We start from the raw sequence: 23,475 nt of genomic DNA, 5'->3' as shown, positions 1-23,475 counted from the left end.
GGCCGGCCGCGCAGGGGGATCACTCCGCGTAGGCGATGAGGTCGGGGTTCTCCTCGTAGACCTCGGCGAGCAGGCTGAGGTCGAACAGCTGGTCGGCCGTCACCGAGATGCCGGCGCCCTCGAGGCTCGCGATGGTCTCGGCCTGGAGCTCCTCGCTGATGGTGAAGAGGCCGTTCTCGACGGTCTCGTCCGACACGACGAGCGCGTTCTGCGCCTCGGAGCCGGCGAGCGTCTTGTCCGGGTCGAGCCCGAGGTCCGCGCCGTACTCCTCGAGAGCCAGGTCGGCGCCCAGCTGCGGGTCGTTCACGGCGTCGGTCCAGCCGCGCACCTCGGCCTCGAGGAGGCCCTTGAGCTTCTCGCGCTCGGTGTCGATGGCCTCCTGCGTGACCGTGACGGTCTCTGCGACGAACGGCAGGCCGTTGTCGGCGAAGGTGAGGTTGGTGGTGTCCAACCCCTCCATCTCCACGGAGATGGCCTCGTTCGTGATGTAGGCGACGAAGCCGTCGACCTCGCCGTTGATGAGCGGCGCCGGGTCGTACTGCACCGGCACGACCTCGACGTCGGCGGGGTCGATGCCGTTGGCGGCGAGGAGGGCGTTGAAGAGCGACGTGTTGGAGTCCTGCACGCCGATCTTCTTGCCGACGAGGTCCTCGGCGGTCTGGATGTCGCCGCCGTCGGCGAGCGAGAGGATCGTGAACGGGTTCGCCTGGAACGTCGCGCCGATGATCTTGAGCGGGGCGCTCTCGTTGGCGATCGCGGTGCCGACGGCGACGGAGTCGCTGAACGCGACGTCGGCCGTGCCGCTCAGCAGCTCGGCGACGCCCGTGGACGGGCCGGGGACGAGCGTGACGGAGTCGAAGCCCGCGTCGGCGTAGTACCCCTCGGAGTCGGCGATGTACTCGCCGGCGAACTCCTCGTTGAGGATCCAGCTGAGCTGGAGGGTGAGGTCGCCGAAGCTCTCCTCCTCCTCCTCGCCGCCGGCTGCGGCGTCGTCGGACGAGCTCGCGCAGCCCGCGAGGACGAGGCCCGCGAGGGCGGCGGTCGCGACGGCGATGCCGGCGCGGGTACGGCGGGAAGACAGGGACATGCTGTGCTCCATCTGCAAGGTGGTGCTCTCGGGTGAGTACCTGCCTGAGATTAGGAGCCGTAGGTTTCCCCAACATTCGCCCGCGTTGCCGCGATGTTACGGGTTGATCCGAGCCCGCCTCCGCCGCTCAGCCGCGCTCGGCGCCGCGATGCGCGACGGCCTCGGCGAGGGCGCGGATGCCGAGGGCGACGTCTCGTCCCGCCACCGACTCGGCGGGGTGGTGGCTGATGCCGTCGGGATTGCGCAGGAAGAGCATGCCGACATCGGTCAGGGCGCCGATCGACATCCCGTCGTGGCCGGCCGGGCTGAAGAGGGTCGCGGGCTCCGCGCCCGCGACGGTCGCCCGGATGCCCGCGCGCACGACGTCCTGCAGCAGCGGAGCGCAGAACACGGCGGCTGCGCTGTGCACCTCGCGCGCACGCCAGCGCAGGTGCCGGCGGCCCATGATGGCGTCGAGCTCGTGCGAGATCGCGTTCCACACCCTGTCGCGCTCGCCGTCGAACTCGCCGCGCAGATCGAGGCTGAAGCGCGCCTCGCCCGGCACCACGTTGACGGCGCCGGGGAACGCCTCGAGCTGCCCCACCGTGCCGATGATGTGGTGCTCGCCCGAGCAGATGCGCTCGACGGCGAGGGCCGCCTCGCTCGCGCCGAGCAGCGCGTCACGGCGCATGTCGTAGGGCGTGCCGCCCGCGTGGCGCGCCTCGCCCTCGACGACGAGCTGGAACCGGCGCGCCGAGGCGATCGACGAGACCACGGCGAGCGACTCGCCGCGGCGGTCGAGCTCCGGCCCCTGCTCGATGTGGGCCTCGAGGTAGCCGACGAGCTGGTCGGGTCGGCGGGCGGCCTCGCCGATGCGGCCGGGGTCGAGCCCGAACTCGCGGTACGCCTCGCGCAGCGACGTGCCGTCGGCGTCCTCGAGCTCCCACCACGCGTCGTCCCAGTCGCCCGCCACGGCCGACGAGCCGAGCAGCGCCTTGCCGAACCGCGTGCCCTCCTCGTCCGAGAACGCAGCCACCTCGATGCCGAACGGGAACGGCGAGCGCCAGCCCTCGCCATCCGCGACGCGCAGCAGGCGCACGACCTCGATCGCCATGAGCACGCCGACGATGCCGTCGAAGCGGCCCGCGTCGATGACGGTGTCGAGGTGCGAGCCGAGCATGAGCACGGGCGCGTCGCGGTCGGCCGCCGGTAGCAGGCCGAGCTGGTTGCCCGCCGCGTCCTGTCGCGTCGTCAGGCCGACCTCGCGCATCCACTCTGCCGCGAGGCGGTTGACGCGGGCGTGCTCGGGCGAGAGGTAGACGCGCGTGATGGCACCCTCGTCCGCCGTGACGCGGGCGAGTTCGTCGCACCGCGCCATCACGCGCCGCGCCGCCGTGAGCACGGCGTCGGGGGCGAGGTGCGAGAGCCGCCCGCCCGTCACGCGGCGGCCCCGCGGAAGACGTCGGCAGCGGCCTCGACGCCGCCGCCGGCCGGCACCGACGCGCCGAAGCGGCGCAGCACCGACTCGAGCGCGGCGAGCGTCGTGAGCACGGTGTCGCGTCGGGCGTTGTAGCCCATCGTGCCGATCCGCCACACGCGGCCGTGCAGCGGGCCGAACGACGTGCCGATCTCGATGCCGAAGTCGTCGAGCATCGCCTGGCGTGCGGCGTCGCCCGGCACCCCGTCGGGGATGACGACGGCGACGACGTTGTTCATCTTGTGCGCGACGTCACCGAACACCTCGAGCCCGAGACCCTGGACACCGGCCAGCATGGCGGCGCCGGCCACGCGGTGGCGCTCGATGACGGCCGCACGCCCCTCGTTCAGGAGCACGGCGGCGCACTCGCGCGCCCCGTAGAGCATCGACGTCGCCTCGGTGTGGTGGTTGAGCCGGCGCGGCCCCCAGTAGTCGAGGATCATGCCGAGGTCGAAGTAGTTCGTGCGGATGAAGTCGGACGCGCTCTCGTCGGACTCCTCGCGGATGCCCGCCTCGACGCGGCGACGCGAGCGGATGACCTCGACGGCGCGGTCGGAGAGCGTGATCGGCGACGAGCCGCTGGGGCCGCCGAGGCACTTCTGCAGGCCGGCCGTCGCGGCGTCGAGCCCCCACGCATCCGCCTCGAAGGCGTTGCCGCCGAGCGAGGCGGTCGCGTCGGAGTAGAAGAGCACCCCGTGCGTCGCGCACAGCGCGCCGATCTCGTCGAGCGGCTGGTTCATGGTCGTCGAGGTGTCGCCCTGCACGAGGGCGAGGAGCGTGGGCTTGACGCGCACGATCGCCTCCTCGATGAGCGAGACGGGCACGACCTGCCCCCATTCCACCTCGATCGTGTGCACCTCGGCGAGCGCGCGCTCCGCGATCTCGGCGAGGAGGTGCCCGAAGCGCCCGAAGACCGGCACGAGCACGCGGTCGCCCGGCCGCACGAGCGAGACGATGGCGGCCTCGATGCCCGCGCGCGACGTGCCGTCGACGAGCAGGGTGGCGTCGTTCGACGTCGCCCACACCTCGCGGTAGAGCGCCTGCACCTCGCCCATGGCGCTCGTCATGAACGGGTCGTACTGCCCGACGAGCGGCGACGACATCGCCCGCAGCACGCTGGGGTACGCAGAGATGGGGCCGGGCCCCATGAGCAGACGGGCGGGCGGGTCGAGCGGGGCGATGCGGGTCATGGCGGTGCTTCCGGGGTCGGAGGGGTCAGGGGCGGATGGCGCGGCTCACGCCGCCGCCTCGGCGACGCGGCGCGCGAGGCGCACGAGGGCGATGTCGGTGCCGGGGCGAGAGACGAGGCAGACGCCGACGGGCGCCGGCCCGAGCGACGACGGCACCGTCAGCAGCGGCGCGGAGACGGCGGGTGCTCCCGCGACGGCGGCGGGCGTCGTCATGCGCAGGGTCGCGGTGCGCAGCGCGTCGACGGCCGCGCCGTCCGCCGTGCGCAGCGGGGCGGGCCCGGGCACGGTCGGCAGGAGCAGGGTCGCGTCGCGCAGGAGGCCGTGCAGGCGCTCCGCGAGGGGCTCGAGCGCCGCGCGGGCGTCGCGCTCGTCGTCGGCCGAGATCTGCGACGCGGCGCGGAAGCGGTCGGCGACGGCCGCCCCCGTCGAACCGGGATGGTCGCGCAGCCAGTCGCCGTTGTTGCGCCAGGCCTCGGCGCCCTGCACGACGCGGAACGGTTCCTGCCATCCGGCGAGGTCGCCGATCGACACGCGCTCGACGGGCGCCTCGAGCCGTGCGAGCAGGGCCTCGAAGGCGTCGCGCGTGGCCGGGTCGACGATGTCGAGCACCTCGACGGGCACCGCGAAGCGCCACGGCAGGTCGGCGCCCGATTCGCCGAGGACGCGCTCGGTCGATTCCGATCCGTCGTACGAGAGGCACCAGTCGACGACGCGCTGCAGCGTCGCGCCGTCGCGCGTGAGCCATCCGACCGTGTCGAACGACTGCGCGAGCGGCAGCATGCCCTGGCGGGGCACGAGCCCGTGCGTCGTACGGATGCCCCACAGCCCCTGGTACGACGCCGGCACCCGGACCGATCCCGCCGTGTCGGTGGCGAGGCCGATGTCGGCCTGGCCGGTCGCGACGGCGGCGGCGGGGCCGCTCGACGATCCGCCGGGGAGCGCACCGGGGAGCGCGCCGTTCGGCGGGGTGCCGTAGTGCGCGTTGTCGCCCGCGACGGAGTAGGCGAACTCGTCCGTGCGCGCGATGCCGCGCAGCGATGCGCCGCCGCGGAGCAGGTCGGAGACGGCGGGCGCCGTGCTCGACTCCGCCTTGACCGACTCGAGGTAGGCGGGGTTGCCCGCGCCGATGCGGTAGCCCTTGATGGCGAAGAGGTCCTTCACGGCGACCGTGAGCCCCTCGAGGGGCCCCTCCCACGCCCCCTGGAAGAGCGGGTCGCCGACCGTGCGCCAGATGGCCCGGTTGAACGCCTGCGGCCGGGGCGAGACGTGCGCGGCCGTGATGCGCCAGCCGTCCGCGGTCTTCTGCCACACCTGCGTCTGCAGCCCGCGGCCGCCGATCGCGAAGCGCGACACCGAGACCAGGAGCGCGACGCCCTCGCCGAGCGGCCGGTGCTCGACGCGCTCGATGACGCGCGACGAGACGCCGCCGCGCAGCGAGCGGAAGGCGCTGATCGCGTCGTGCCCGACGAGGAGGCCCGCGTCGTCGCCGCGCATCGTCCCCGCCCCCGGCGCGAACCATCCGTCCAGCGCGTCGAGGTCGTTGTCGAGGATCGCGCGCTCGTAGGCGAGGAAGGCGTCGAGCAGGTCGGCGGGCACGCCGTCGGTTCCGGGGATGGCCATGGCCTCAGTCTCGGTCACGGGGCACCTCCGCGAAGTCGGACGCGCGGATGCGGGCGTGCACACCGCTGACGACGTCGACGACCTGCGAGATGTCGAAGTCGGTCGCCGCGGAGAGGTACGCGTAGGCGAGGTGCTCGTCCATGCCCCATCGGGCCTGCAGCAGCGACAGCGCCGCCGCGACGCACTTGCGCATGGCCTCGTCGAGGTCGAGGTCGATGCCCGTGGGGACGAGGTAGTCGGCCGTCCGCACGAGCGGACCCGTCACGACGCCGAACTCCGCCTCCGCGTCTGCGGCGGGCACGACGTCGAACGTCAGCGTCGCGCGCAGCGACGCCTCGAGCGCCGTGAGCGCCACCTCGCCGTCGCCCTGCGCGAAGTGCGGGTCGCCGACGTAGGCGAGGGCGCCCTCGACCTGCACGGGGAGGTAGAGGACGCTGCCCTCCACGAGCAGGTTGATGTCGATGTTGCCGCCGTACTCGGCGGGCGGCACGGAGTGGGGGCGCTCGTCGCGCGCGGGGGCGACGCCCATCGTGCCGAGGAACGGCGCGAGGGGGAAGGCGACGTCGCGGCGCCCGCCCTCCGTCGCCGGCAGCGTTCCCACGAGCCGCCCTGCGCGCTCCTCGACGGGCGCGAAGACGCTGACGGTGGCTCCGGAGCGGGGCAGCACGGCGGGCAGCGCGCCCTTGCCGTGGCGGTTGGAGATGACGCCGTACGGAACGCGCGGCTGCAGGCGGACGACCGTGATGCGCAGGAGGTCGCCGGGCGCCGCGCCCTCGACGCGGATGGGGCCGGTCACGACGTGCGGGCCGTCGGCGACGACGTCGCGCGGAGAGCGAGCGGCGATCGCCACGGCGTCGTCGAGCACGGCCGCGCGGTCGACGCCGTGGCCCGCGAAGAAGGCGACGGGGTCCTGGCCCTGGTCGGGGAGGATGCCCTCGTGGCTGACGGTGTCGACGACGACGGTGTCTCCCGCCGCGATCGTGAGGACGGGCGCGTCGCGCTGCGACGGCAGCCGGCCCCACAGGATGGTGTCGGGCCCTGCGGGAAGGTAGGTCGCGCCATCCGGCACGTCGATGCCCGGCTGCAGCACGGGCAGGTCGGCGAACGCGGGCGCCTCGGCGCCGACGCCGAAGCGGTTGTCGTCGATCGCGCTCATACGAGCACCTCCCTGCGTGCGCGAACGGGCATGCGGTTGCCGAGAGCCCACACCGTTGCCTGTCCTCCCGTGTGCTTTCGTCCAACGGATATCCGTTGGCAGAAAGCACACGGGATATCGCGGAATCGGGTGGCCGCTCGGCACGCGGGTGTGGTTTCGTCGGTCGCCCTCACGCGAGCACCTCCCGTCCGACGCGGGCCAGCACCCCGTCGGCGCGCGTGTACACGCGCGCGCCGTGCAGCCACGTCTCGCGGACGATGCCGCGCAGGCGCGCACCCTGCCACGGCGACATCCGGTTGCGGTAGTGCAGGTCGTCGAGCTCGAGCGTGTGCTCGGCATCGGGCTCGAACACCGCGAGATGGGCGGGGGCGCCCGGCGCGATGACGCCGCGGTCGGCGAGGCGCACGATGCCGGCGGGGCCCGTCGTGAAACGCGGCAGCACGGCCTCGAGCGGGATGCCGCGGCGGTGCGCCTCCGTCCACACGGCGGAGAGCCCCGTCTGGACGCCGGCGATCCCGCCCCAGGCGGTGCCGAGATCGGGGTCGTCCTTCAGCTCGGCCGTCGCCGGGGAGTGGTCCGAGACGATGGCGTCGATCGTGCCGTCGAGCACGCCCTCCCACAGCAGGTCCTGGTTGGCGCCGTCGCGGATGGGCGGGCAGCACTTGAACCGGCCGAGTCCGTCGGGCACCTCCTCGGCGCGCAGCGTGAGGTAGTGCGGGCAGGTCTCGACCGTGAGGCGCACGCCGTCGGCCTTCGCCGCGCGCACGAGGTCGAGCGCCTCGGCGGCGGCGACGTGCACGATGTGCGCGCGGGCGCCCGTGCGACGCGCGGCCTCGATGACGAGGCGGATGGCCTCCACCTCGGCACGGGGCGGGCGCGATGCGACGAAGTCGGTGAAGACGGGCCCGGCGGCGTCGGTGAGATACTCCTCGAGCTCGGCGTGGGCGATGAGGAGGCCGTCGTGAGCGGCGAGCTCGGCGAGCGCGCTCTCGAGCTGCGCGGCGTCGAGGTGGCCGAACTCGTCGATGCCGCTGGGCGCGAGGAAGCACTTCACGCCGACGACGCCCGCATCGAGCAGCGCGCCGAGCGCGCCGAGGTTCTCCGGCACGGCGCCGCCCCAGTACGCGACGTCGACCGCGAGCTGGGTACGGGCGGCGTCGCGTTTCACGGACAGCGCCTCGGGCGTCGTCGTGACGGGCACGGAGTTCAGCGGCATCTCGACGAGCGTCGTGATGCCGCCCGCCGCCGCGGCCGCCGTTCCCGTCGAGAAGCCCTCCCAGTCGGTGCGGCCGGGCTCGTTGAGGTGCACGTGCGTGTCGACGAGCCCCGGCAGGAGCACCTGGTCGTCGGCGAGGACGACGTCGGCGTGCTCGTCGAACGCGTCGACGCCGGCGATGCGGCCGTCGGAGATGCGGACCGTGGCGGGCGAGAAGACCCCGTCGAGGAAGACGCGCCGAGCGGCCACGGACGAGATCGAGGCAGGGTGCGGGGTGCGGGGCGGTGCGGTGGTGCTCACGCGATCACGCTAACCGTGGAGGATGTCCCGGATGTTTCGCGCTGCGGCGGGAAGGCGTACTCGTCGCGCTTGCTCGTGCCCACGGCCATCCGCACCATGCCGGATGCGAGTCCCACCGCGGCCGCGACGCCGTCGACGACGGGCGCACCCACGACGGCCGTGAGGCGCGCGCAGAGGTCGGCCATCCCGGCGCACCCGAGGACGACGGCGTCGGCGCCGTCCTCGCGCACGACGCGCTCGCACCATCCCGCGATCCGCTCGAACGCCGCCGATCCCGTGTCCTCGAGCTCGAGGACGGGGATGCCGGTGCCGTAGGCGGCGACGCACGCCCGCTCGAAACCGTACCGCTGCACGAGGTCGTCGGCGCGGCCGAGCGTGCGCGAGAGGGTCGTGACGATGCCGAAGGTCCGGCCCGTGAGGGAGGCGACGTGCATGGCGGCCTCGGCGATGCCGATGACCGGCACGTCGACGAGCTCGCGGGCGGCGTCGAGCCCCGGGTCGCCGAAGCAGGCGATGACGTAGGCGTCGCTGCCGCCTGCGCGCTGGTCGCGCTCGACGATGCCGACCACGGCGGCCGCCGCGCGCACCTCGTCGTAGTGGCTCTCGATGGCCGAGGGCCCCTCGCCGTCGGCCGGGCACACGGCCGCGATCTCGACGTCGGGGGCCGCGACCCCCCGGGCCGCATCCGCGATCTTCGCGGTCATGGCCCGGGAGGTGTTGGGGTTGATGAGGGTGATGCGCATCAGCGGACCTGCAGGGAGCCTTCCGTCTGGTCGGCCACGGCCACGGATGCGGTCGCGGTGTCGGGGTAGCCCTCGAGCACGTCGGGTGCGGTGCCGTCGGAGACGCCGTCGGCGTCGTGCTCGAGGGTCGGCACCCGGGGGTTCCGGCGCTCGAGGAGCGTGAAGAGGGCGAAGCCGAGCCCGCAGCCGATGAACCACGTGAAGTCGCCGATCGCGCCCCACCCGGCGTCGATCACGCCGGCGAAGACGAGCGACTTCGGCACGATCGCGAGGAGGATGGTCGGCACTCCCGCGCCCACGATCGCCCACATCGCATTGGGGTTGTAGCCGCGGCGGTACCAGTACGCGCCCTGCTCCGACATCGTGTACATGTCGTCGACCCTGATGCGCTGCTTCGAGACGACGTAGTAGCCGGCGATGAGGATGCCGAAGAGAGGGCCGATGAGGGCGGACAGGATGCCCAGCGTGTAGTGGATGGCCTGGTCGTTGGAGTACCAGTTCCACGGCGTGAGGAGGACCGAGCCGACGGCGGCGATCATGCCGCCCATGCGCCACGAGATGCGGTGCGGCGCGACGTTGGAGAAGTCGAAGGCGGGCGAGATGAAGTTCGCGACGATGTTGATGCCGACCGTGGCGGTGACGAAGGTGAGGCCGCCCAGCAGCACCGCGAACCAGTGGTCGATGCGCTCGACCGTGTGGATGGGGTCGGTGATGAGCTCGCCGAAGACGGGGACGGTCGCCGACGCCGTGAGCACCGTGAGGATCGAGAAGAAGAGGAAGTTGATCGGCAGCCCCCAGAAGTTGCCGCGCTTGACGGCCTGGAAGCTCTTGCCGTACCGGGCGAAGTCGCCGAAGTTGAGCATGGGGCCGGAGAAGTACGACACGACGATCGCGACGGCCGTGAGCATGACGGGGATCGACGCCCAGAAGTCCAGCGGCTCGCCGCTCGAGAGGTCGAGGCTGATGTTCTCCCAGCCCGCCTGGCTCACGAGGTACACCGCGAGCACGATCATCACGACGTAGACGGCGGGGCCGGCGAAGTCGATGAAGCGGCGGATGGCCTCCATGCCGTTCCAGAACACGGCTGCCTGCGCGACCCAGAGGATGGCGTAGGAGATCCAGCCGAGCGCGTCGAGGCCCAGGAAGCTCGGCTCGAGCAGCGCGGCCGACGCCGGGATGAACTTGAGGAACACGATCGTGAGCGACTCGGCCGCGAGGTAGGTCTGCACGCCGTACCAGGCGATCGCGATGACCCCGCGGATGATCGCGGGCACGTTCGCGCCCTTGATGCCGAACAGGAAGCGGTTGACGACGGGGTAGGGGACGCCCGTGCGCTGGCTGGGCTTGGCGACGAGGTTCGTGAAGAACTGCACGATGCAGATGCCGACGACCAGGGCGATGAGCACCTGCCAGCTCGCGATGCCGAGGGCGAAGAGCGAGCCGGCGGTGACGTAGCCGCCGACGGAGTGCACGTCGCTCATCCAGAAGGCGAAGATGTTGTAGCTCGTCCACTTCTGCTTCCGCAGCGGGGCGAGGTCCTCGTTGGCGAGGCGCGGGTCGTAGCCGGGGCGCATGTTGCCCGAGCCGACGGGGAGACCCGCCGCCTCGACGATGTCCTGCGGGCGGGTGAGTGGCTGGGAGGAGCTGCTCTGCGACACGGGAGTGCCTTTCGAGAGAAGGGATGCTGCGTCGGGGGGGGTGATGCTCCGGCGGGAGCGGATGCCGGACGGAGAGGCGTGATTGTGAAGTTATCGCTTCACGTTTCCCGCACGGTGTCCCTCGTGTTTCGGGGGTGTAAATCCCGCGCCGCTAGCATCGCCTCGTGACCTCAGGAGCCGCCGCCCCCGACCCGCGCGCGCTCGTGGGCCGCCGGCTCCGCGAGGCACGTGCTCTCACGGGCCTGTCGGTGTCCGCGCTCGCCCGCCGCCTCGGCATCTCGACGAGCGCGGTGTCGCAGATCGAGCGCGGCGTCATGCAGCCGAGCGTCTCTCGGCTCATCGCCATGACCGACGCCCTCGGCGTGCCGCTCGCGACCGTGCTGTCGGGCCCGGCGTCGACCTCGCCGACGGGCGCCGAGTACGCCGTCGAGCGCGCGGACGACGCCGCGTACCTCGAGCTCGGCGGCGGCGTGACGTTCCGGCGGCTCACACCGGGCGACAGCCCTGGCGTGGACTACTTCGAGTCGGTCTACCCGCCCGGCAGCACGGCGGCATCGAAGGACCAGCTCTTCCGTCACGAGGGCTACGAGGTCGGGCAGGTGGTGTCGGGCGAGCTCACGATCGACTTCTCCGACGAGATCGTCGTCCTCGGCGCCGGCGACACGATCAGCTACCCGTGCGACAAACCCCACCGGCTGCACAACACCGGTGCGGAGCCCGTCGTCGCCCGCTGGCTCATCGTGCACCCGGCCGACCCCGGCCGCTGAGCGAGCTGCCCCACCCGTCCCCGGCCATCCCGCACCGGTCCGGCTGCCCGCCCCGGCCATCCCGCCCGCCCTGCGTAACCGACCGGAAACGCCCCCGGGCTAGCCTGGCGGCATGCTCCTCGATCAGTTCAACAGCGCTCCCGGCGACGAGGCCGCGGCGATCGCGAAGGTCTGGGCGGACGTTCCGGCGTGGGTCGACTCCCTCGTCGCCGGCCGCCCGTACGCGTCGGTCGACGCCCTCGTCGACGCGGCGTCGACGGCCGCTGCGACGTGGGGGCGGGCCGAGCTCGACGCCGCTCTCGCGCAGCATCCGCGCATCGGCTCGTCGCCGACCGGCGCGTCGGCCGAGGCTGCCGCATCGCGCCGAGAGCAGGCGTCGATGGCGGGGGCGTCCGACGACGTCGCGAGCCGGATGGCCGGGGGCAACGCCGCGTACGAGGCGCGGTTCGGACGGGTGTTCCTCATCCGCGCGGCCGGACGCTCGCCCGAGGAGATGCTGGCCGCGCTCGACCGGCGGCTCGGCAACGACGACGAGACCGAGGCCCGTGAGGCGTGCGCGCAGCTCGCCGAGATCGCCGTCCTCCGCATCCGCCAGCAGTTCGCACCGGCCGAGGAGGCCTGATGCCGCATCTGACCACGCACATCCTCGATGCCACGACCGGCACGCCCGCGGCGGGCGTCGCCGTCGCTCTGTCCACGGCGACCGGTGAGCAGGTCGCTGCGGCAGAGACCGACGCCGACGGCCGCGCCGGGCTCGGCCCGGAGCGCCTCGCCCCCGGCGACTACACGCTGCGGTTCGAGACCGGCGATCACTTCGCCGCGCAGGGCGTCGACGCCTTCTACCCGTTCGTCACCGTGACGTTCCGCGTGACGGGCGATCGGCACTACCACGTGCCGATCCTCCTGAGCCCGTTCGCATACTCCACCTATCGAGGAAGCTGATCCATGAGCGACGTATCCGTGCACCTGGGGCCGAACAAGTACGGCAAGGCCGAGAACCGGCTCGTCCGCATCACACGCGACGGCGACCGGCACGAGATCGAGGATCTCAACGTCACGTCGCAGCTGAGGGGCGAGGCTTTCGCCGGCTCGTTCTTCACGGGAGACAACTCGCGGATCATCGCGACCGACACCCAGAAGAACACCGTGTTCGCCTTCGCGAAGAAGCACGGCGTGGGCTCGCCCGAGCGGTTCCTCTCGCTGCTCGCCGAGCACTTCACGACCGAGTTCGACTGGGTCGAGGGCGGGCTGTGGCAGGCCGAGCAGTACGCGTGGGAGCGCATCGTCGCCGGCGGCGCCGAGCACGACCACTCCTTCGTGCGGAAGGGCCAGGGCACGCGGCTCGCGACCGTCCAGGTCGTCGACGGCGACACGCATGTGACGGGCGGCGTGAAGGACCTCGTCGTGCTGAAGTCGACCGGGTCGGAGTTCTGGGGGTACCCGAAGACGGAGTACACGACGCTGCCCGAGACGACCGACCGCATCATGGCGACGTCGGTGACGGCGCGCTGGCGCTACCTGCCGGAGGCGGTCGCGGCGGGCGTCGACTTCAACGCCGTCTATGAGGAGGTGACGGCCGCGCTCCTCGAGCAGTTCGCCGTCGTGCACTCCCTCGCGCTTCAGCAGACGCTGTTCGAAATGGGGAAGGCGGCCATCACGGCGCGGCCCGAGCTCGCCGAGATCCGCTTCGCGATGCCGAACAAGCACCACTTCGTCTACGACATCGCGCGCTTCGGCCTGGAGAACGAGAACGAGGTGTTCATCGCGGACGACCGCCCCTACGGCCTCATCGAGGGCACGGTCGTGCGCGACGGCGTCGCCGACGCTCCTGCGGCCTGGATGGACGTGCCCGGCTTCATCTGACGCATTCTGTCGCCCAGGTCGGCCATCCTCCGGCCCTGCGTTCCTCCTCGCCCAGGTCGCAGTTTCCGTCCTCCAACGGCCGTTTGAGGACGGAAACTGCCACCCCGACGAGAGGCACCGCCGCCCAGGTCGCACTTCGCGGCCTCAAACCGCCCTTCCAGGACGGAAACTGCCACCCCGGCGAGAGGCACCACCGCCCAGGTCGCACCTCGCGGCCTCAAACCGCCCTTCCAGGACGGAAACTGCCACCCCGGCGAGAGGCACCGCAGCCCAGGTCGCACCTCGCGGCCCGAAACCGCCCTTCCAGGACGGAAACTGCGACTCGGGCGGGATGGCCGCGACGGGATGGCCGCGACGGCGCCGGGTCAGTGGCCGGGGTCGCGCTCCGGGACGACCACGTGGGCGTCGACCGGGTTGCCGTCCTTGTCGACGGCGGCCAGCTCGGTGCCATCGCCATCGCGGAACTGCACGGGGATGAGCCCCGTCCCCACCGCTTCCGGGTGGATGAGCGCGATCGCGGCCGTCGACCGCACGCCGTCGTAGGATCCGACGGCCGGGTCCTCTCCGTAGCGTGCTTTCGCCGACCGCGAGTTGAGGAGCAGGTTGAGCAGGATGGCCGCGATGGCGCCGGCGGAGATGCCCGAGTCGAAGATGAGCGTGAACCAGTCGGGGAACCGCGCGTAGATGTCGGGCGTCACCGTCGGCAGCAGCGCGATCCCGACCGACAGCGCCACGACGAGCACGTTGCGGTTGTCGAAGCGCACCTTCGCGAGGGTGCGGATGCCGCTGGCCGCGACCATCCCGAACAGTGCGATTCCGGCGCCGCCGAGCACGGCGCGCGGCACGCCCTCGACGACGGCCGACACCTTCGGAAGCAGGCCGAGCACGACGAGGATGGCCCCCGCCATCGTCGCGACGTAGCGCGAGCGGACGCCCGTCAGCGAGACGAGGCCGACGTTCTGCGCGAACGCCGTATACGGGAACGTGTTGAACACGCCGCCGACGACGGTGCCGAGGCCGTCTGCGCGCAGTCCGTCGGCGAGCTGACGGCGCGACACGGGCTTGCCCACGATCTCGCCGACGGCGATCATGTCGCCCGTCGTCTCGGTCATGATGACGAGGCCGACGATGAGCATCGAGACGACCGAGGCGGCATCGAACGTCGGCAGGCCGAAGTGGAATGGTGTGACGAGGCCGAACCAGGCCGCTTCTCCCACGCCCGACCAGTCGACCATCCCCGGCACGAACAGCGCGGCGATCGTGCCGGCGACGAGGCCGAGGAGCACGGAGACCCGTGCGAGCGCGGCCGGCGCGAACCGCTCCATCAGCACGATGAAGAGCAGCGTGCCGGCGGCGAACGCGATGCTCACGGGGTCGGCTGCGCCGTCCTCGGCGTTGTTCACGATCCAGCCGGCGGCGACATCCATGAGGGACAGGCCGATGATGAGGATGACCGTGCCCGTGACGATCGGGGGGAAGAACCGCAGCAGCTGCGAGAAGAACGGGGCGACGACGATCATGAACACGCCGCAGGCGATCGTCGCGCCGTAGATCGCCGTGATGCCGTGCTGCGTGCCGATCGCGATCATGGGTCCGACCGCCGCGAAGGTCACGCCCTGCATGAGCGGCAGGCGCACGCCGAAGCGCCAGAATCCGATCGACTGCACGAGCGTCGCGAGCCCCGCGACGAACAGGTCAGCGCTGATCAGGTAGGCGAGCTCTGCCTGGGTCAGCCCGAGCGCGCCGCCGACGATGAGGGGCACCGCGACCGCGCCCGCGTACATCGCGAGCACATGCTGCAGCCCGAGCGGGAACAGCCGAGCGAGGGGCGGGACGGAGTCGACGGTGTTCGCGTCGGAGCGCGCGGAAGCGGACATGCCGCGACGCTATCGACGCCGTGTTGCCCACTCATTTCGTGAAGGAGTCGCTTCAATGTCGGACGCCGGGCCGCAACTCGCTCCCTTTCCGCCTGCTGCCCCGTTCGCCAGTGCGGATGTCGACCTCGCGCCGCTTCGCCAGTGCGGATCTCTGCCTGTAACCGCTTCCACCCCTTCATCCGCACGGGCGAAGCGCCCTGGAAGGCACGGGCGAAGCGCGAGGGAGGCCAGTGCGGATGTAGACCCCGCGCCGACTCGCCAGTGCGGATGTAGGCCTCAGACCCGCTTCAGCTCGACATCCGCACTGGCGAAGCGCGAGGGAAGGCGCTGACGCGACGGCGCGCTCAGGCGCCTTCGGTCGCCGTGAACACCGTGTGCACGTCGTCACCGGCGTGCGCGCGGCCGCCGAGGTCGGTGAGCTCGAGCACGACGGCAGACCCCGCCACCTCGGCTCCGAGATCGCGGATGAGCTGCTGGGCCGCGGCGAGCGTGCCGCCCGTCGCGAGCACGTCGTCGAGCAGCAGCACGCGCTCCCCCGGCTGCAGCACGCCGGGCGCCTCGATCGACGCCGTGCCGTACTCGAGCGAGTACGACACCGCCGCCGCGGGCTTCGGCAGCTTGCCGGCCTTGCGGATGGCGAGCATCCCCACGCCCGTGATCGCGGCGACGTACCCCGCGAGCAGGAAGCCGCGCGCCTCGATGCCGCCGACGATGTCGAAGCGTCCTGCGAACGGCTCCACGAGCGCCTCCGCGACGGCGCGCAGGGCGGGGCCGTCGGCGATGAGGGGCGAGATGTCGCGGAACAGGACGCCGGGCTCGGGGTAGTCGGGCGTGAGGTCGATGAGCGATTCGGCACGGGCGAGGGCGTCGTTCACCTCCCCAGGCTACCGGCGACTCCTGGAGGTCGACCGGGCCGTGGGGCAGACTGGGCGCGTGACCACTCTTCTCGCGCAGGCCTCGACCGAGCTGGCGAACACCGGCACCGACCTCGTCCCGTGGATCGTCGGCGGCGCCGTCGTGCTCGTCATCGCGGGCGCGGCGCTGCTCTTCCTGCGTCGGAGGCAGTGACCTCCGCACGCGCGTCGACGGGGCGCATCCGCGCGATGAGCCCCGGCAGCCCCGAACGGTCGCGCATCGCGATGAGCGCGATGATGCTCGCGAGCGCGAAGGCCCCGTCGAGAGGCGCGGCGACGGCCGTGAGCAGCTGCCATCCGCCGATGCCCGCGAGGTAGCGCAGGGCGCGCGCGAGCGGTGTCGGCCGGGCGCCGCCCTCCCAGCGGATGAGCACGGCGAGGTCCCCGAGAGTGCGGCCCGTCGTCAGCACGACGACGGCGAGCACGGCGAAGGGCACCCAGACGGCGGCGGCTCCCGCGGGTCCTCCGTCGAACGTCGCCGGATCGACCTGCAGCACGTACAGGCGCCACGCGTTGACGGCGACGCCGGCGGAGCCCCCGATGAGCCAGACCGCGAGCACGTCGCAGAGCATGCCGACCAAACGACGCCAGAACGTGACGGGCCGCGCCGTCGGGGCCACGGCCATCCGATCGCGCCGGGCGAGCCACGGCCGCAGCGCGAGAGAGAGGATGGCGCCGAGCAGCGCTCCCGACGTGTTCGCGATGAGGTCGTCGACGTCGAAGAAGCGGTAGGCGCAGGGGTAGATGCCCCAGACGCCGGTGAGCTGCGTCGTCTCGATGGCGAGCGAGACGGCGAAGCCGGCGATCGTCGAGACGACGACGCCCCGACGCCAGACGAGGCGGAGGAAGAACCCGAGCGGCGCGAACAGCAGGACGTTCATCGCGACCTGCATCACCGCGGGATTGCGCACGAGCGCGCCCGCAGAGCCGACCGGGTAGTCGAGCACGTCGTCGACGAACTGGAACGGCCGCAGCTGCGCGCCGACGCAGCGGATGGCGTCGGTGTCCGGCAGCGGGAGGAGCGTGTACGTCCACAGCGCGAGCCCGTACACGAGGAACCCCGCCCACAGCAGCGACTGCCGGAGCGTGAGACGCCCCTCGCGGCGATACTGCACGGCGACGAACGGCACGAAGAGCACGACGCCGACGACGACGCCGAGGAGGATCGCGATGATCGCGGGGAACAGCTGGTCGCTCACAGGCCTCCACGCTATCGGAGCGCCTACCCTGGACCCATGACGCGCCTGCTCGCCGACGCCGACACCTCCCGCTGGGTCCCCGTGACGGGCCGCGGCTTCCGCGGCGGCCGCCATCGCAAGGCGGCCATCCGGATGCTGCTCGGGAGCGCCGGTCTGCCGCAGGGCGCTCCGGGGTCCGGGTTCCTCGCGTGGATCGCGAACCGCGCCGCGCGCGCCATGATGCGGCAGTCGGACGGCCGCGTCCTCGCCTGGGTGTGGAAGGACGACCCCGAGCTCGTCGTCGCGATCGCGCAGGTGCAGGAGCTGACGTCGCAGCTGCGCGCGGCGCGCGCCATGATGCCGATGCAGTACGACGACACCGAGGACTTCCGCTCCCCCCACCTCGGCGCAGGGGAGAAGCTCGTCGTCGACATGCCGCAGGGCGAGCGGGCGCTCCTCAGCGCCACGTACACGTGGGACACCGGCACGCACCTCGTCACGCTGCAGGCGGCGTCGCCCGACCGCACGCGCTTCCTCACGCTGCTCCCCGCCGTCGAGGATCTCGCCCGCACGCTGCGGCTGTCGGACGAGCTCGAGGTCGGCGAGTCGAACGTCCTCCGTCTGCCTCCGGCATGAGGCGGATGGCCGCGGGCGCGCTCGCCGCGCTCCTCGCGCTCTCGGGGTGCGCGGCCGAGGCGGACGGAGCGGACCGCGACGCGTCGGTGGTGCTTCCGCCCGCCGACGGCGTCGTCGACTACCAGCTGGGCGGCGTCTACGACCCCGGCGACGAGGTGACGATCGTCGCGCGCGACCGCACGGAGGAGCCCGCGCCCGACGTCTACGGCATCTGCTACGTGAACCTCTTCCAGACCCAGCCCGACGCCGACGGCATCCCCGATCCCGATGCCGAGGGCACGACGGCGTGGTGGGAGGCCGCGCACCCCGAGCTGCTCCTGCGCGATGCCGACGCCGCGCTCGTCGTCGACGAGGAGTGGGACGAGGCGCTGTTCGACATCCGGACGGAGGAGAAGCGCGACGCCCTGCTCGCCATCCAGTCGGAGTGGATCCGCGGGTGCGCGGACGACGGCTTCGACGCCGTCGAGTTCGACAACCTCGACCAGAGCACGCGGTCGCAGGGTCTGCAGACCCTCGACGACGCGATCTCCCACGTGCGCCCCGCGATCTCGCTCGCACACGACGTCGGGCTCGCGGCGGGGCAGAAGAACACCGTGGAGCTCGGCGACGCCGGCCCCGTGCTCGTCTCCACCGACGAGGGCTTCGACTTCGCGATCGCGGAGGAGTGCGAGGTGTACGACGAGTGCGGCGACTACCCGTACCCGGGGCGCGTGCTGGAGATCGAGTACACCGACACGGGCGAGCTGACGCGCGACGGCGACACCCGCACGGCCTTCGAATGGGCGTGCGAGCGCCATGCAGGCGAGCATCCCATCACGCTGCGCGACCGCGATCTCGTCGCCCCCGACGACCCCGCGTACACGTTCGCCCACTGCTGACGGCCGTCGCGCGCCCGCGGCCTACCGCCGTCGACGACGCGCTGTCAACCCCGCGCGCGGCACCACGGCGCGCTCCTACGGTGAATCCCGCGGTGCACACCCGCGCACCGTTCGAAGAAAGGGAGCAGACCATGGGCTTCATCGCATTCCTCATCCTCGGCCTCATCGCCGGCGCCATCGCGAAGGCGATCCTGCCCGGCAACCAGGGCGGGGGCTGGATCGCCACGCTGATCCTCGGTGTGCTGGGCGCCCTCCTGGGAGGATGGCTCGGCACCGCGATCTTCGGCGTGGGGGTCGACCAGTTCTGGGACCTCGGCAGCTGGCTGCTGGCCATCGGCGGGTCCATCATCGTCCTGCTCATCTGGGGTCTCATCACGGGGCGTCGGAAGACGAACTGAGCAGGATCCGGCACAGTGTGCCGATGACCGAGGGCGGGAGCGGCCGGCGCGCAATGCGCCGGCCGCTCTTCTCGTCTCCGGCGCGAGGCGGATCGGGCCAGGGGCGCGGATCAGGCGCGGGGGCGCGGTGTGAAGGCGAGGGGCTCCTCGCGCAGGTGCGCGCGAGCCGATTCGACCGCGCCCCGGACGACCACGTCGCGGCCGAGCGCGCTCGCGACGAGTTCGGGAACAGGCGGATAGAAGTCCTCCGCCAGCACGACTCTGGCCCGTCGGAGCACGGGCTCCACGGCATCGGCGATGGCGCCGGCCACGACCACCCGCTCGATGTCGAGGAGGCTGGCGAGCACGAGCGCGACGCGGGCGATCCGCTCACCCAGCCGGTCGAGGATCTCGAGGGCGAGGGCGTCGCCCTCCTCCGCAGCCCGGAAGACGTCTTGCGCCGTCGCGTCCGGGCGGGCGGCGAGCGCCGTCGCACGGCCGGCCGCCACCGCCTCGCGCGCCCAGGTGCGCGCGAGCGCTCCGACGCCGTCGGGGGTCCCCGCTCCCTCGACGATGTCGAGGAACCGCATCTCGCCGGCGCCGCCGCGCGCACCGCGCAGCAGCCGTCCGTCGACGATGACGCCCGCCCCGAGGCGCTCGCCCGACAGCAGCGTCGCGACGTTGGCGACGTGCGCCTGCCCGCCGAGGCTCTGCTCGGCGACCGCGGCGAGGTTCGCGTCGTTCTCGACGACCGCCACGCCCGGGAGGAGGTCGGCGAAGTCGGGGTTCATGGTCTTCCAGAAGTCGCGGTCGCCCGCGGGCGAGCGTCCCTCCGCGTCGACGGGCGCGGGGACGCCCACGACGACGACGAGCACGTCGGCCCTGTCCGCACCCGCCTGGGCGAGCGCCTCGTCGAGAAGGCGTCCGGCGAGCGCACGCCGCTCGACGGCTGCGGCTGCACGGCTGCGCACGGCCGCCACCCCCTTCCGACGGTCGACGGCCGGTGCGTCGCCGCGCGCCTCGGCGAGCACGCCGCCGCGGAGGTCGGCGACGACGACGGTGAAGCGGTTCTCCCCTGCGTCGACGCCCGCGACGACGCCGGCGTCGTCGCGCAGGCGGTACCGCCTGGCCGGCCGGCCCTTGCTCGTGAGTCCTGCCGCCCTGCTGTCCTCGACCTCGTCGAGCCAGCCGGCGGCGACGAGGTCGTCGCAGACGCCGAGGACGGTCGACCGGGTCAGGGCCGTCGCCCCCATGGCCTCGGCGGCCGTGAACTCGCCGGCGCCCAGGGCGAACCGCATGAGAGCTCCCGAGTTCATGCGCCGCAGCAGCTGCGGCGAGCTCGCGGTTCCGAGGGACATGCCCTCGACCATACAAGGTCTTGACGCAGCCGACGGGCGGTGAGACAGTGGTCTCGCCGTTAGATTTGCAGTCTAGATTTAATGCCTGGATCTACGACAGGGAAGGACGACGATGTCTGGGAACACGAGGGCGCGCCTCATCGCGGGAGGGCTCGGGGTCGCGCTGACCGCGGGCCTTCTCGCGGGCTGCAGCGCCGACACGGGAGCGGAGACGGTGCGCTTCACCTTCAGCAAGCGCGAGGCGATCGACTTCATGACGCAGGTCGTCGCCGACTACAACGCCTCGCAGGACGACGTCGAGGTCGTGATGGACACCTCGGGCCCCGATGTCATCGCGGCGGCGTTCGTGCGAGGGAATCCGCCGGACCTCATGCTGTCGAACTACAACCACGAGGTGTCGCGGTTCGTCCAGCGCTGCGCGCTCTCCGACCTCTCCGACACCGACGCGGCCGCGACCATCCGCCCCGAGATGGAGGCGCTGCTCGCGCAGTACGGCGTGTGCGAGGGCAGGACGACGGCGCTCCCCTACTCCGTGATGGCGGCATCGGTCATCTACAACAAGGAGATCTTCGCCGAGCACGACCTCGAGGTGCCGACCACGTGGGACGAGCTCATCGAGGTGTGCGAGACCCTCGAGGCGGCAGGGATCGCGCCGTTCTACGCGACGTTCGCCGATGCGTGGACGGCGAACCAGGGCTGGTTCGACTACTCCGTGGGCGGGTCGGTCGACGTGCTCGACTTCTATGATCGCCTCGCCGCCGAGGGCGAGGACGTCGGCCCCGACTCCGCGGTGTCGTTCCAGAAGGACTTCCTCGAGCCCGTGGAGCGGATGCAGGAGCTCGCGAGCACGTACGTGCAGCCGAATGCGAACAGCCGCACCTACGACGCGGGCAACGTCGGCTTCGCGAAGGGCGAGGGCGCCATGTACCTGCAGGGGCCCTGGGCGCTCGGGGAGATCGCGAAGACGTCGCCCGACCTCGAGCTCGGCACGTTCCCGCTCCCGATGACCGACGATCCCGCGGATCTCAAGGTGCGCGTCAACATGGACCTCGTCGCGATCATCCCCGAGGAGGCGGATGCGAAGGACGGCGCCCGCGACTTCCTCGAGTACCTCTACCAGCCCGACATCATCCAGGCGTACAACGAGTCGCAGCTCGGCTTCGTGCCGACGACGACGGGAGAGGACCCGAGCGACCCCCGCATCGAGGGGATGATCGAGTACTACAACGCGGGCGCCGTCTACCAGGGCCCCGGTGTGCTCAACCCCCGGGCCATCCCCACGGAGAACTACGCGCAGTCGCTCGTGCTCGGCGCCGACGCGACCTCGGTGCTCTCCACCATGGACGCCGACTGGGCTCGGCTCGCCTTCCGCCAGCCGGCGGTCTCGACCGAGGAGACGCAGCGATGAGCACGACCACGACGATCGTGACGGGAGGCGACCGCCGCGTCCGGCGCAGCCGCAAGCCCGTCGAGCCGATCTACTACCTCTTCCTGCTGCCGGCGGTCGTGCTGTTCTCGCTCGCGATCACGCTCCCGGGCGTCATGGGCATCTTCTTCAGCTTCACCGACTCCATCGGCATCGGCGACTGGCAGTTCAACGGGTTCACGAACTACATCGCCGCGTTCAGCGACCCGGCCATCCTCACGAGCTTCCTCTTCACGTTCGGGTTCTCGCTCGTCACGGTCGTGGTCGTCAACGTCCTCGCGTTCCTCCTCGCGGTCGGCCTGACGGCGAGGATCCGGTTCAAGATGGGGCTGCGCGCGATCTTCGTCATCCCCATGGTGGTGTCGGGCATCATCATCGCCTACGTCTTCCAGTTCCTCTTCCAGAACTCCCTGCCCACCGCCGGATCGGCGCTGGGCATCCCGTTCCTCGAGGAGAGCATCCTGGCGAACCCCGACCTGGCCTGGCTCGGCATCGTCGTCGTCACGGCATGGCAGTCGATCCCCGGGACGCTGCTCATCTACATCGCGGGCCTGCTCTCGATCCCGGGCGAGGTCTACGAGGCGGCATCCATCGACGGCGCGTCGAAGGCGCAGCAGCTGCTGCGCATCACGCTGCCGCTCGTCGCGGGGTACGTCGTCATCAACGTCATCCTCGGGTTCAAGAACTTCCTGAACTCCTACGACATCGTCGTCGGCCTCACGAACGGCGGTCCCGGCACGTCCACCCGCACGATCGCGATGACCATCATCCGCGGCTTCCAGACCGGCGACTACGCGTACCAGATGGCGACCGCGACGCTGTTCTTCCTCATCACGATCGTCATCGCCGTCCTGCAGCTCTCCGTCACGCGCGGAAGGAACGCCCTCTGATGTCCACCCACACCGCCACCCTCGTCACCGCCGACGGGCGACGCCCGCGCATCCGCATGGAGCGGGTGAACTGGTCGACGACGATCATCCTCGCCCTGTGCGCCGTCACGGTGCTGCTGCCGCTGTACGTCACGATCTCCATGGCGTTCAAGACCCCGACGCAGGCCGTCGACGGCAACGCGTTCTCGCTGCCCGCCCCGTTCAGCGTGCAGGGCTTCATCGACGCCTGGCGCCTGACGAGCTTCCCGGTCGGATTCGCCGTGTCGCTCTTCGTGACGGCGGGAACGGTCGTCGCGACGATCGTTCTCGCGTCGTTCGCGTCGTACGCGATCGTGCGCAACTGGGATCGGAAGCTCTTCCGCTGGTCGTTCTTCTACCTGCTCGCGGCGATGTTCATCCCGTTCCCCGTCGTCGCGCTCCCGCAGATCCAGCTCACCGGACGCGTCGGGCTCGACAACCCTCTCGGCGTCGTCGTGCTCGCGACGATGTTCCAGCTGAGCTTCAGCGTGCTGCTCTTCACGGCGTTCCTGCGGTCGATCCCCCTCGAGCTCGAGGAGAGCGCGCGCATCGACGGCGCGTCGACCTGGCAGACGTTCTGGAAGCTCATCTTCCCGCTGCTCGCGCCCATGAGCGCGACGGTCGGCATCTTCGCGTTCCTCTACGCATGGAACGACTTCATGATGCCGTCGCTCATCATCTCCGACCCGGCGCTGCAGACGCTGCCGGTGCGGCAGAACCTGTTCCAGACGCAGTTCAGCAGCGAGTACAACGTCGCGTTCGCGTCGTATCTCATGGCGATGGCGCCCGCGATCATCGCCTACCTGTTCACGCAGCGCTGGGTCATGGAGGGCGTCACGCAGGGCGCCGTCAAGGGCTGACCGGCCC

The 23,475-nt window shown here is 71.7% G+C and carries 23 protein-coding genes; 11 read left to right on the top strand and 12 right to left on the bottom strand.

What is annotated here, in order from left to right; genetic code table 11:
• Nucleotides 1-19: 19 nt before the first annotated feature.
• The 8 genes from ACWGPF_RS13665 to ACWGPF_RS13630 form a co-directional block, all read right to left on the bottom strand.
• A complete protein-coding gene (locus tag ACWGPF_RS13665; RefSeq protein WP_452333317.1) occupies nucleotides 20-1,087 on the bottom strand; it encodes an ABC transporter substrate-binding protein in 1,068 nt (355 codons plus the stop codon).
• Between the two features lie 127 nt (nucleotides 1,088-1,214).
• On the bottom strand, nucleotides 1,215-2,507 hold the full coding sequence (locus ACWGPF_RS13660; RefSeq protein ID WP_452333316.1) for an allantoate amidohydrolase: 1,293 nt from the start codon (nucleotides 2,505-2,507) through the stop codon (nucleotides 1,215-1,217).
• Entirely contained in the window at nucleotides 2,504-3,733 is a 1,230-nt protein-coding gene (locus ACWGPF_RS13655) for a pyridoxal-phosphate-dependent aminotransferase family protein (protein ID WP_452333315.1), read from the bottom strand. The genes ACWGPF_RS13660 and ACWGPF_RS13655 overlap by 4 nt, the downstream gene beginning before the upstream one ends.
• Before the next feature lie 45 nt (nucleotides 3,734-3,778).
• Nucleotides 3,779-5,371 (bottom strand): AtzH-like domain-containing protein, encoded by a 1,593-nt coding sequence (locus tag ACWGPF_RS13650; RefSeq protein ID WP_452333314.1) that lies wholly within the window; start codon nucleotides 5,369-5,371, stop codon nucleotides 3,779-3,781.
• Nucleotides 5,358-6,509 carry an acetamidase/formamidase family protein gene (locus ACWGPF_RS13645; protein ID WP_452333313.1) on the bottom strand — a complete coding sequence of 384 codons (1,152 nt, stop codon included), beginning with the start codon at nucleotides 6,507-6,509 and terminating at the stop codon, nucleotides 5,358-5,360. Before ACWGPF_RS13645 ends, ACWGPF_RS13650 begins: the two co-directional genes overlap by 14 nt.
• 169 nt (nucleotides 6,510-6,678) lie before the next feature.
• Nucleotides 6,679-8,025 (bottom strand): allantoinase AllB, encoded by a 1,347-nt coding sequence (gene allB / locus ACWGPF_RS13640; RefSeq protein ID WP_452333312.1) that lies wholly within the window; start codon nucleotides 8,023-8,025, stop codon nucleotides 6,679-6,681.
• Complete coding sequence (locus ACWGPF_RS13635) at nucleotides 8,022-8,768, bottom strand: aspartate/glutamate racemase family protein (RefSeq protein WP_452333311.1); 747 nt, start codon at nucleotides 8,766-8,768, stop codon at nucleotides 8,022-8,024. Before ACWGPF_RS13635 ends, allB begins: the two co-directional genes overlap by 4 nt.
• Nucleotides 8,768-10,426 (bottom strand): NCS1 family nucleobase:cation symporter-1, encoded by a 1,659-nt coding sequence (locus tag ACWGPF_RS13630; RefSeq protein WP_452333310.1) that lies wholly within the window; start codon nucleotides 10,424-10,426, stop codon nucleotides 8,768-8,770. The genes ACWGPF_RS13635 and ACWGPF_RS13630 overlap by 1 nt, the downstream gene beginning before the upstream one ends.
• A gap of 164 nt (nucleotides 10,427-10,590) precedes the next feature.
• On the opposite strand from ACWGPF_RS13630, the gene ACWGPF_RS13625 reads away from it, so the two are divergent.
• From ACWGPF_RS13625 to pucL, 4 genes are all read left to right on the top strand, one after another.
• On the top strand, nucleotides 10,591-11,193 hold the full coding sequence (locus tag ACWGPF_RS13625) for a helix-turn-helix domain-containing protein (protein ID WP_452333309.1): 603 nt from the start codon (nucleotides 10,591-10,593) through the stop codon (nucleotides 11,191-11,193).
• A 112-nt stretch (nucleotides 11,194-11,305) separates the two neighbouring features.
• Complete coding sequence (uraD, locus tag ACWGPF_RS13620; RefSeq protein WP_452333308.1) at nucleotides 11,306-11,815, top strand: 2-oxo-4-hydroxy-4-carboxy-5-ureidoimidazoline decarboxylase; 510 nt, start codon at nucleotides 11,306-11,308, stop codon at nucleotides 11,813-11,815.
• The gene (uraH, locus tag ACWGPF_RS13615; protein ID WP_452333307.1) at nucleotides 11,815-12,135 is read left to right on the top strand and encodes a hydroxyisourate hydrolase; all 321 of its coding nucleotides are present in this window, start codon (nucleotides 11,815-11,817) and stop codon (nucleotides 12,133-12,135) included. Before uraD ends, uraH begins: the two co-directional genes overlap by 1 nt.
• A 3-nt stretch (nucleotides 12,136-12,138) precedes the next feature.
• The gene (pucL, locus tag ACWGPF_RS13610) at nucleotides 12,139-13,056 is read left to right on the top strand and encodes a factor-independent urate hydroxylase (protein WP_452333306.1); all 918 of its coding nucleotides are present in this window, start codon (nucleotides 12,139-12,141) and stop codon (nucleotides 13,054-13,056) included.
• A 365-nt stretch (nucleotides 13,057-13,421) separates the two neighbouring features.
• Here pucL and ACWGPF_RS13605 read toward each other — a convergent pair whose 3' ends face one another.
• Both ACWGPF_RS13605 and ACWGPF_RS13600 read right to left on the bottom strand, forming a co-directional pair.
• Nucleotides 13,422-14,933 (bottom strand): nucleobase:cation symporter-2 family protein, encoded by a 1,512-nt coding sequence (locus ACWGPF_RS13605; protein WP_452333305.1) that lies wholly within the window; start codon nucleotides 14,931-14,933, stop codon nucleotides 13,422-13,424.
• A 344-nt stretch (nucleotides 14,934-15,277) separates the two neighbouring features.
• On the bottom strand, nucleotides 15,278-15,808 hold the full coding sequence (locus tag ACWGPF_RS13600; RefSeq protein ID WP_452333304.1) for an adenine phosphoribosyltransferase: 531 nt from the start codon (nucleotides 15,806-15,808) through the stop codon (nucleotides 15,278-15,280).
• 58 nt (nucleotides 15,809-15,866) lie between these two features.
• Here ACWGPF_RS13600 and ACWGPF_RS13595 point away from each other — a divergent pair, with 58 nt between their 5' ends.
• A complete protein-coding gene (locus tag ACWGPF_RS13595) occupies nucleotides 15,867-16,001 on the top strand; it encodes an LAETG motif-containing sortase-dependent surface protein (RefSeq protein WP_452333303.1) in 135 nt (44 codons plus the stop codon).
• Here the strand turns inward: ACWGPF_RS13595 and ACWGPF_RS13590 are convergent.
• On the bottom strand, nucleotides 15,958-17,046 hold the full coding sequence (locus tag ACWGPF_RS13590) for a VanZ family protein (protein WP_452333302.1): 1,089 nt from the start codon (nucleotides 17,044-17,046) through the stop codon (nucleotides 15,958-15,960). The two genes, ACWGPF_RS13595 and ACWGPF_RS13590, sit on opposite strands and share 44 nt — an antisense overlap.
• Nucleotides 17,047-17,082: 36 nt before the next feature.
• On the opposite strand from ACWGPF_RS13590, the gene ACWGPF_RS13585 reads away from it, so the two are divergent.
• From ACWGPF_RS13585 to ACWGPF_RS13575, 3 genes are all read left to right on the top strand, one after another.
• On the top strand, nucleotides 17,083-17,661 hold the full coding sequence (locus tag ACWGPF_RS13585) for a hypothetical protein (RefSeq protein WP_452333301.1): 579 nt from the start codon (nucleotides 17,083-17,085) through the stop codon (nucleotides 17,659-17,661).
• A gap of 5 nt (nucleotides 17,662-17,666) precedes the next feature.
• Nucleotides 17,667-18,539: an endo alpha-1,4 polygalactosaminidase gene (locus ACWGPF_RS13580; protein WP_452333300.1), complete on the top strand. Its 873-nt coding sequence runs from the start codon at nucleotides 17,667-17,669 to the stop codon at nucleotides 18,537-18,539.
• 131 nt (nucleotides 18,540-18,670) lie between these two features.
• Nucleotides 18,671-18,937 carry a GlsB/YeaQ/YmgE family stress response membrane protein gene (locus ACWGPF_RS13575; protein ID WP_345437222.1) on the top strand — a complete coding sequence of 89 codons (267 nt, stop codon included), beginning with the start codon at nucleotides 18,671-18,673 and terminating at the stop codon, nucleotides 18,935-18,937.
• 110 nt (nucleotides 18,938-19,047) lie between these two features.
• Here the strand turns inward: ACWGPF_RS13575 and ACWGPF_RS13570 are convergent, their stop codons facing one another.
• Nucleotides 19,048-20,274, bottom strand: a complete 1,227-nt coding sequence (locus ACWGPF_RS13570) for an ROK family protein (RefSeq protein ID WP_452333299.1) — start codon at nucleotides 20,272-20,274, stop codon at nucleotides 19,048-19,050.
• 112 nt (nucleotides 20,275-20,386) lie between these two features.
• Between ACWGPF_RS13570 and ACWGPF_RS13565 the strand changes: the two genes are divergently transcribed.
• The 3 genes from ACWGPF_RS13565 to ACWGPF_RS13555 are packed head-to-tail and all read left to right on the top strand — an operon-like array spanning nucleotide 20,387 to nucleotide 23,468.
• Nucleotides 20,387-21,682 carry an ABC transporter substrate-binding protein gene (locus ACWGPF_RS13565; protein WP_452333298.1) on the top strand — a complete coding sequence of 432 codons (1,296 nt, stop codon included), beginning with the start codon at nucleotides 20,387-20,389 and terminating at the stop codon, nucleotides 21,680-21,682.
• Nucleotides 21,679-22,590 (top strand): carbohydrate ABC transporter permease, encoded by a 912-nt coding sequence (locus ACWGPF_RS13560; RefSeq protein ID WP_452333297.1) that lies wholly within the window; start codon nucleotides 21,679-21,681, stop codon nucleotides 22,588-22,590. Before ACWGPF_RS13565 ends, ACWGPF_RS13560 begins: the two co-directional genes overlap by 4 nt.
• Nucleotides 22,590-23,468 (top strand): carbohydrate ABC transporter permease, encoded by an 879-nt coding sequence (locus ACWGPF_RS13555; protein WP_452333296.1) that lies wholly within the window; start codon nucleotides 22,590-22,592, stop codon nucleotides 23,466-23,468. Before ACWGPF_RS13560 ends, ACWGPF_RS13555 begins: the two co-directional genes overlap by 1 nt.
• Nucleotides 23,469-23,475 lie beyond the last annotated feature (7 nt).

The organism is Microbacterium sp. NPDC055683, assembly GCF_053617895.1.
Note: the sequence above shows the minus strand (reverse complement) of the source record. Positions and strands in the feature narration are given on the sequence as shown.

Coding starts and splice junctions, on each gene's coding strand:
- ACWGPF_RS13665 (WP_452333317.1), bottom strand. CDS start 1,087: ATGTCCCTGTCTTCCCGCCGTACCCGCGCCGGCATCGCCGTCGCGACC.
- ACWGPF_RS13655 (WP_452333315.1), bottom strand. CDS start 3,733: ATGACCCGCATCGCCCCGCTCGACCCGCCCGCCCGTCTGCTCATGGGG.
- ACWGPF_RS13645 (WP_452333313.1), bottom strand. CDS start 6,509: ATGAGCGCGATCGACGACAACCGCTTCGGCGTCGGCGCCGAGGCGCCC.
- ACWGPF_RS13635 (WP_452333311.1), bottom strand. CDS start 8,768: ATGCGCATCACCCTCATCAACCCCAACACCTCCCGGGCCATGACCGCG.
- uraD (WP_452333308.1), top strand. CDS start 11,306: ATGCTCCTCGATCAGTTCAACAGCGCTCCCGGCGACGAGGCCGCGGCG.
- uraH (WP_452333307.1), top strand. CDS start 11,815: ATGCCGCATCTGACCACGCACATCCTCGATGCCACGACCGGCACGCCC.
- pucL (WP_452333306.1), top strand. CDS start 12,139: ATGAGCGACGTATCCGTGCACCTGGGGCCGAACAAGTACGGCAAGGCC.
- ACWGPF_RS13605 (WP_452333305.1), bottom strand. CDS start 14,933: ATGTCCGCTTCCGCGCGCTCCGACGCGAACACCGTCGACTCCGTCCCG.
- ACWGPF_RS13585 (WP_452333301.1), top strand. CDS start 17,083: ATGACGCGCCTGCTCGCCGACGCCGACACCTCCCGCTGGGTCCCCGTG.
- ACWGPF_RS13580 (WP_452333300.1), top strand. CDS start 17,667: ATGGCCGCGGGCGCGCTCGCCGCGCTCCTCGCGCTCTCGGGGTGCGCG.
- ACWGPF_RS13575 (WP_345437222.1), top strand. CDS start 18,671: ATGGGCTTCATCGCATTCCTCATCCTCGGCCTCATCGCCGGCGCCATC.
- ACWGPF_RS13570 (WP_452333299.1), bottom strand. CDS start 20,274: ATGTCCCTCGGAACCGCGAGCTCGCCGCAGCTGCTGCGGCGCATGAAC.
- ACWGPF_RS13565 (WP_452333298.1), top strand. CDS start 20,387: ATGTCTGGGAACACGAGGGCGCGCCTCATCGCGGGAGGGCTCGGGGTC.
- ACWGPF_RS13560 (WP_452333297.1), top strand. CDS start 21,679: ATGAGCACGACCACGACGATCGTGACGGGAGGCGACCGCCGCGTCCGG.
- ACWGPF_RS13555 (WP_452333296.1), top strand. CDS start 22,590: ATGTCCACCCACACCGCCACCCTCGTCACCGCCGACGGGCGACGCCCG.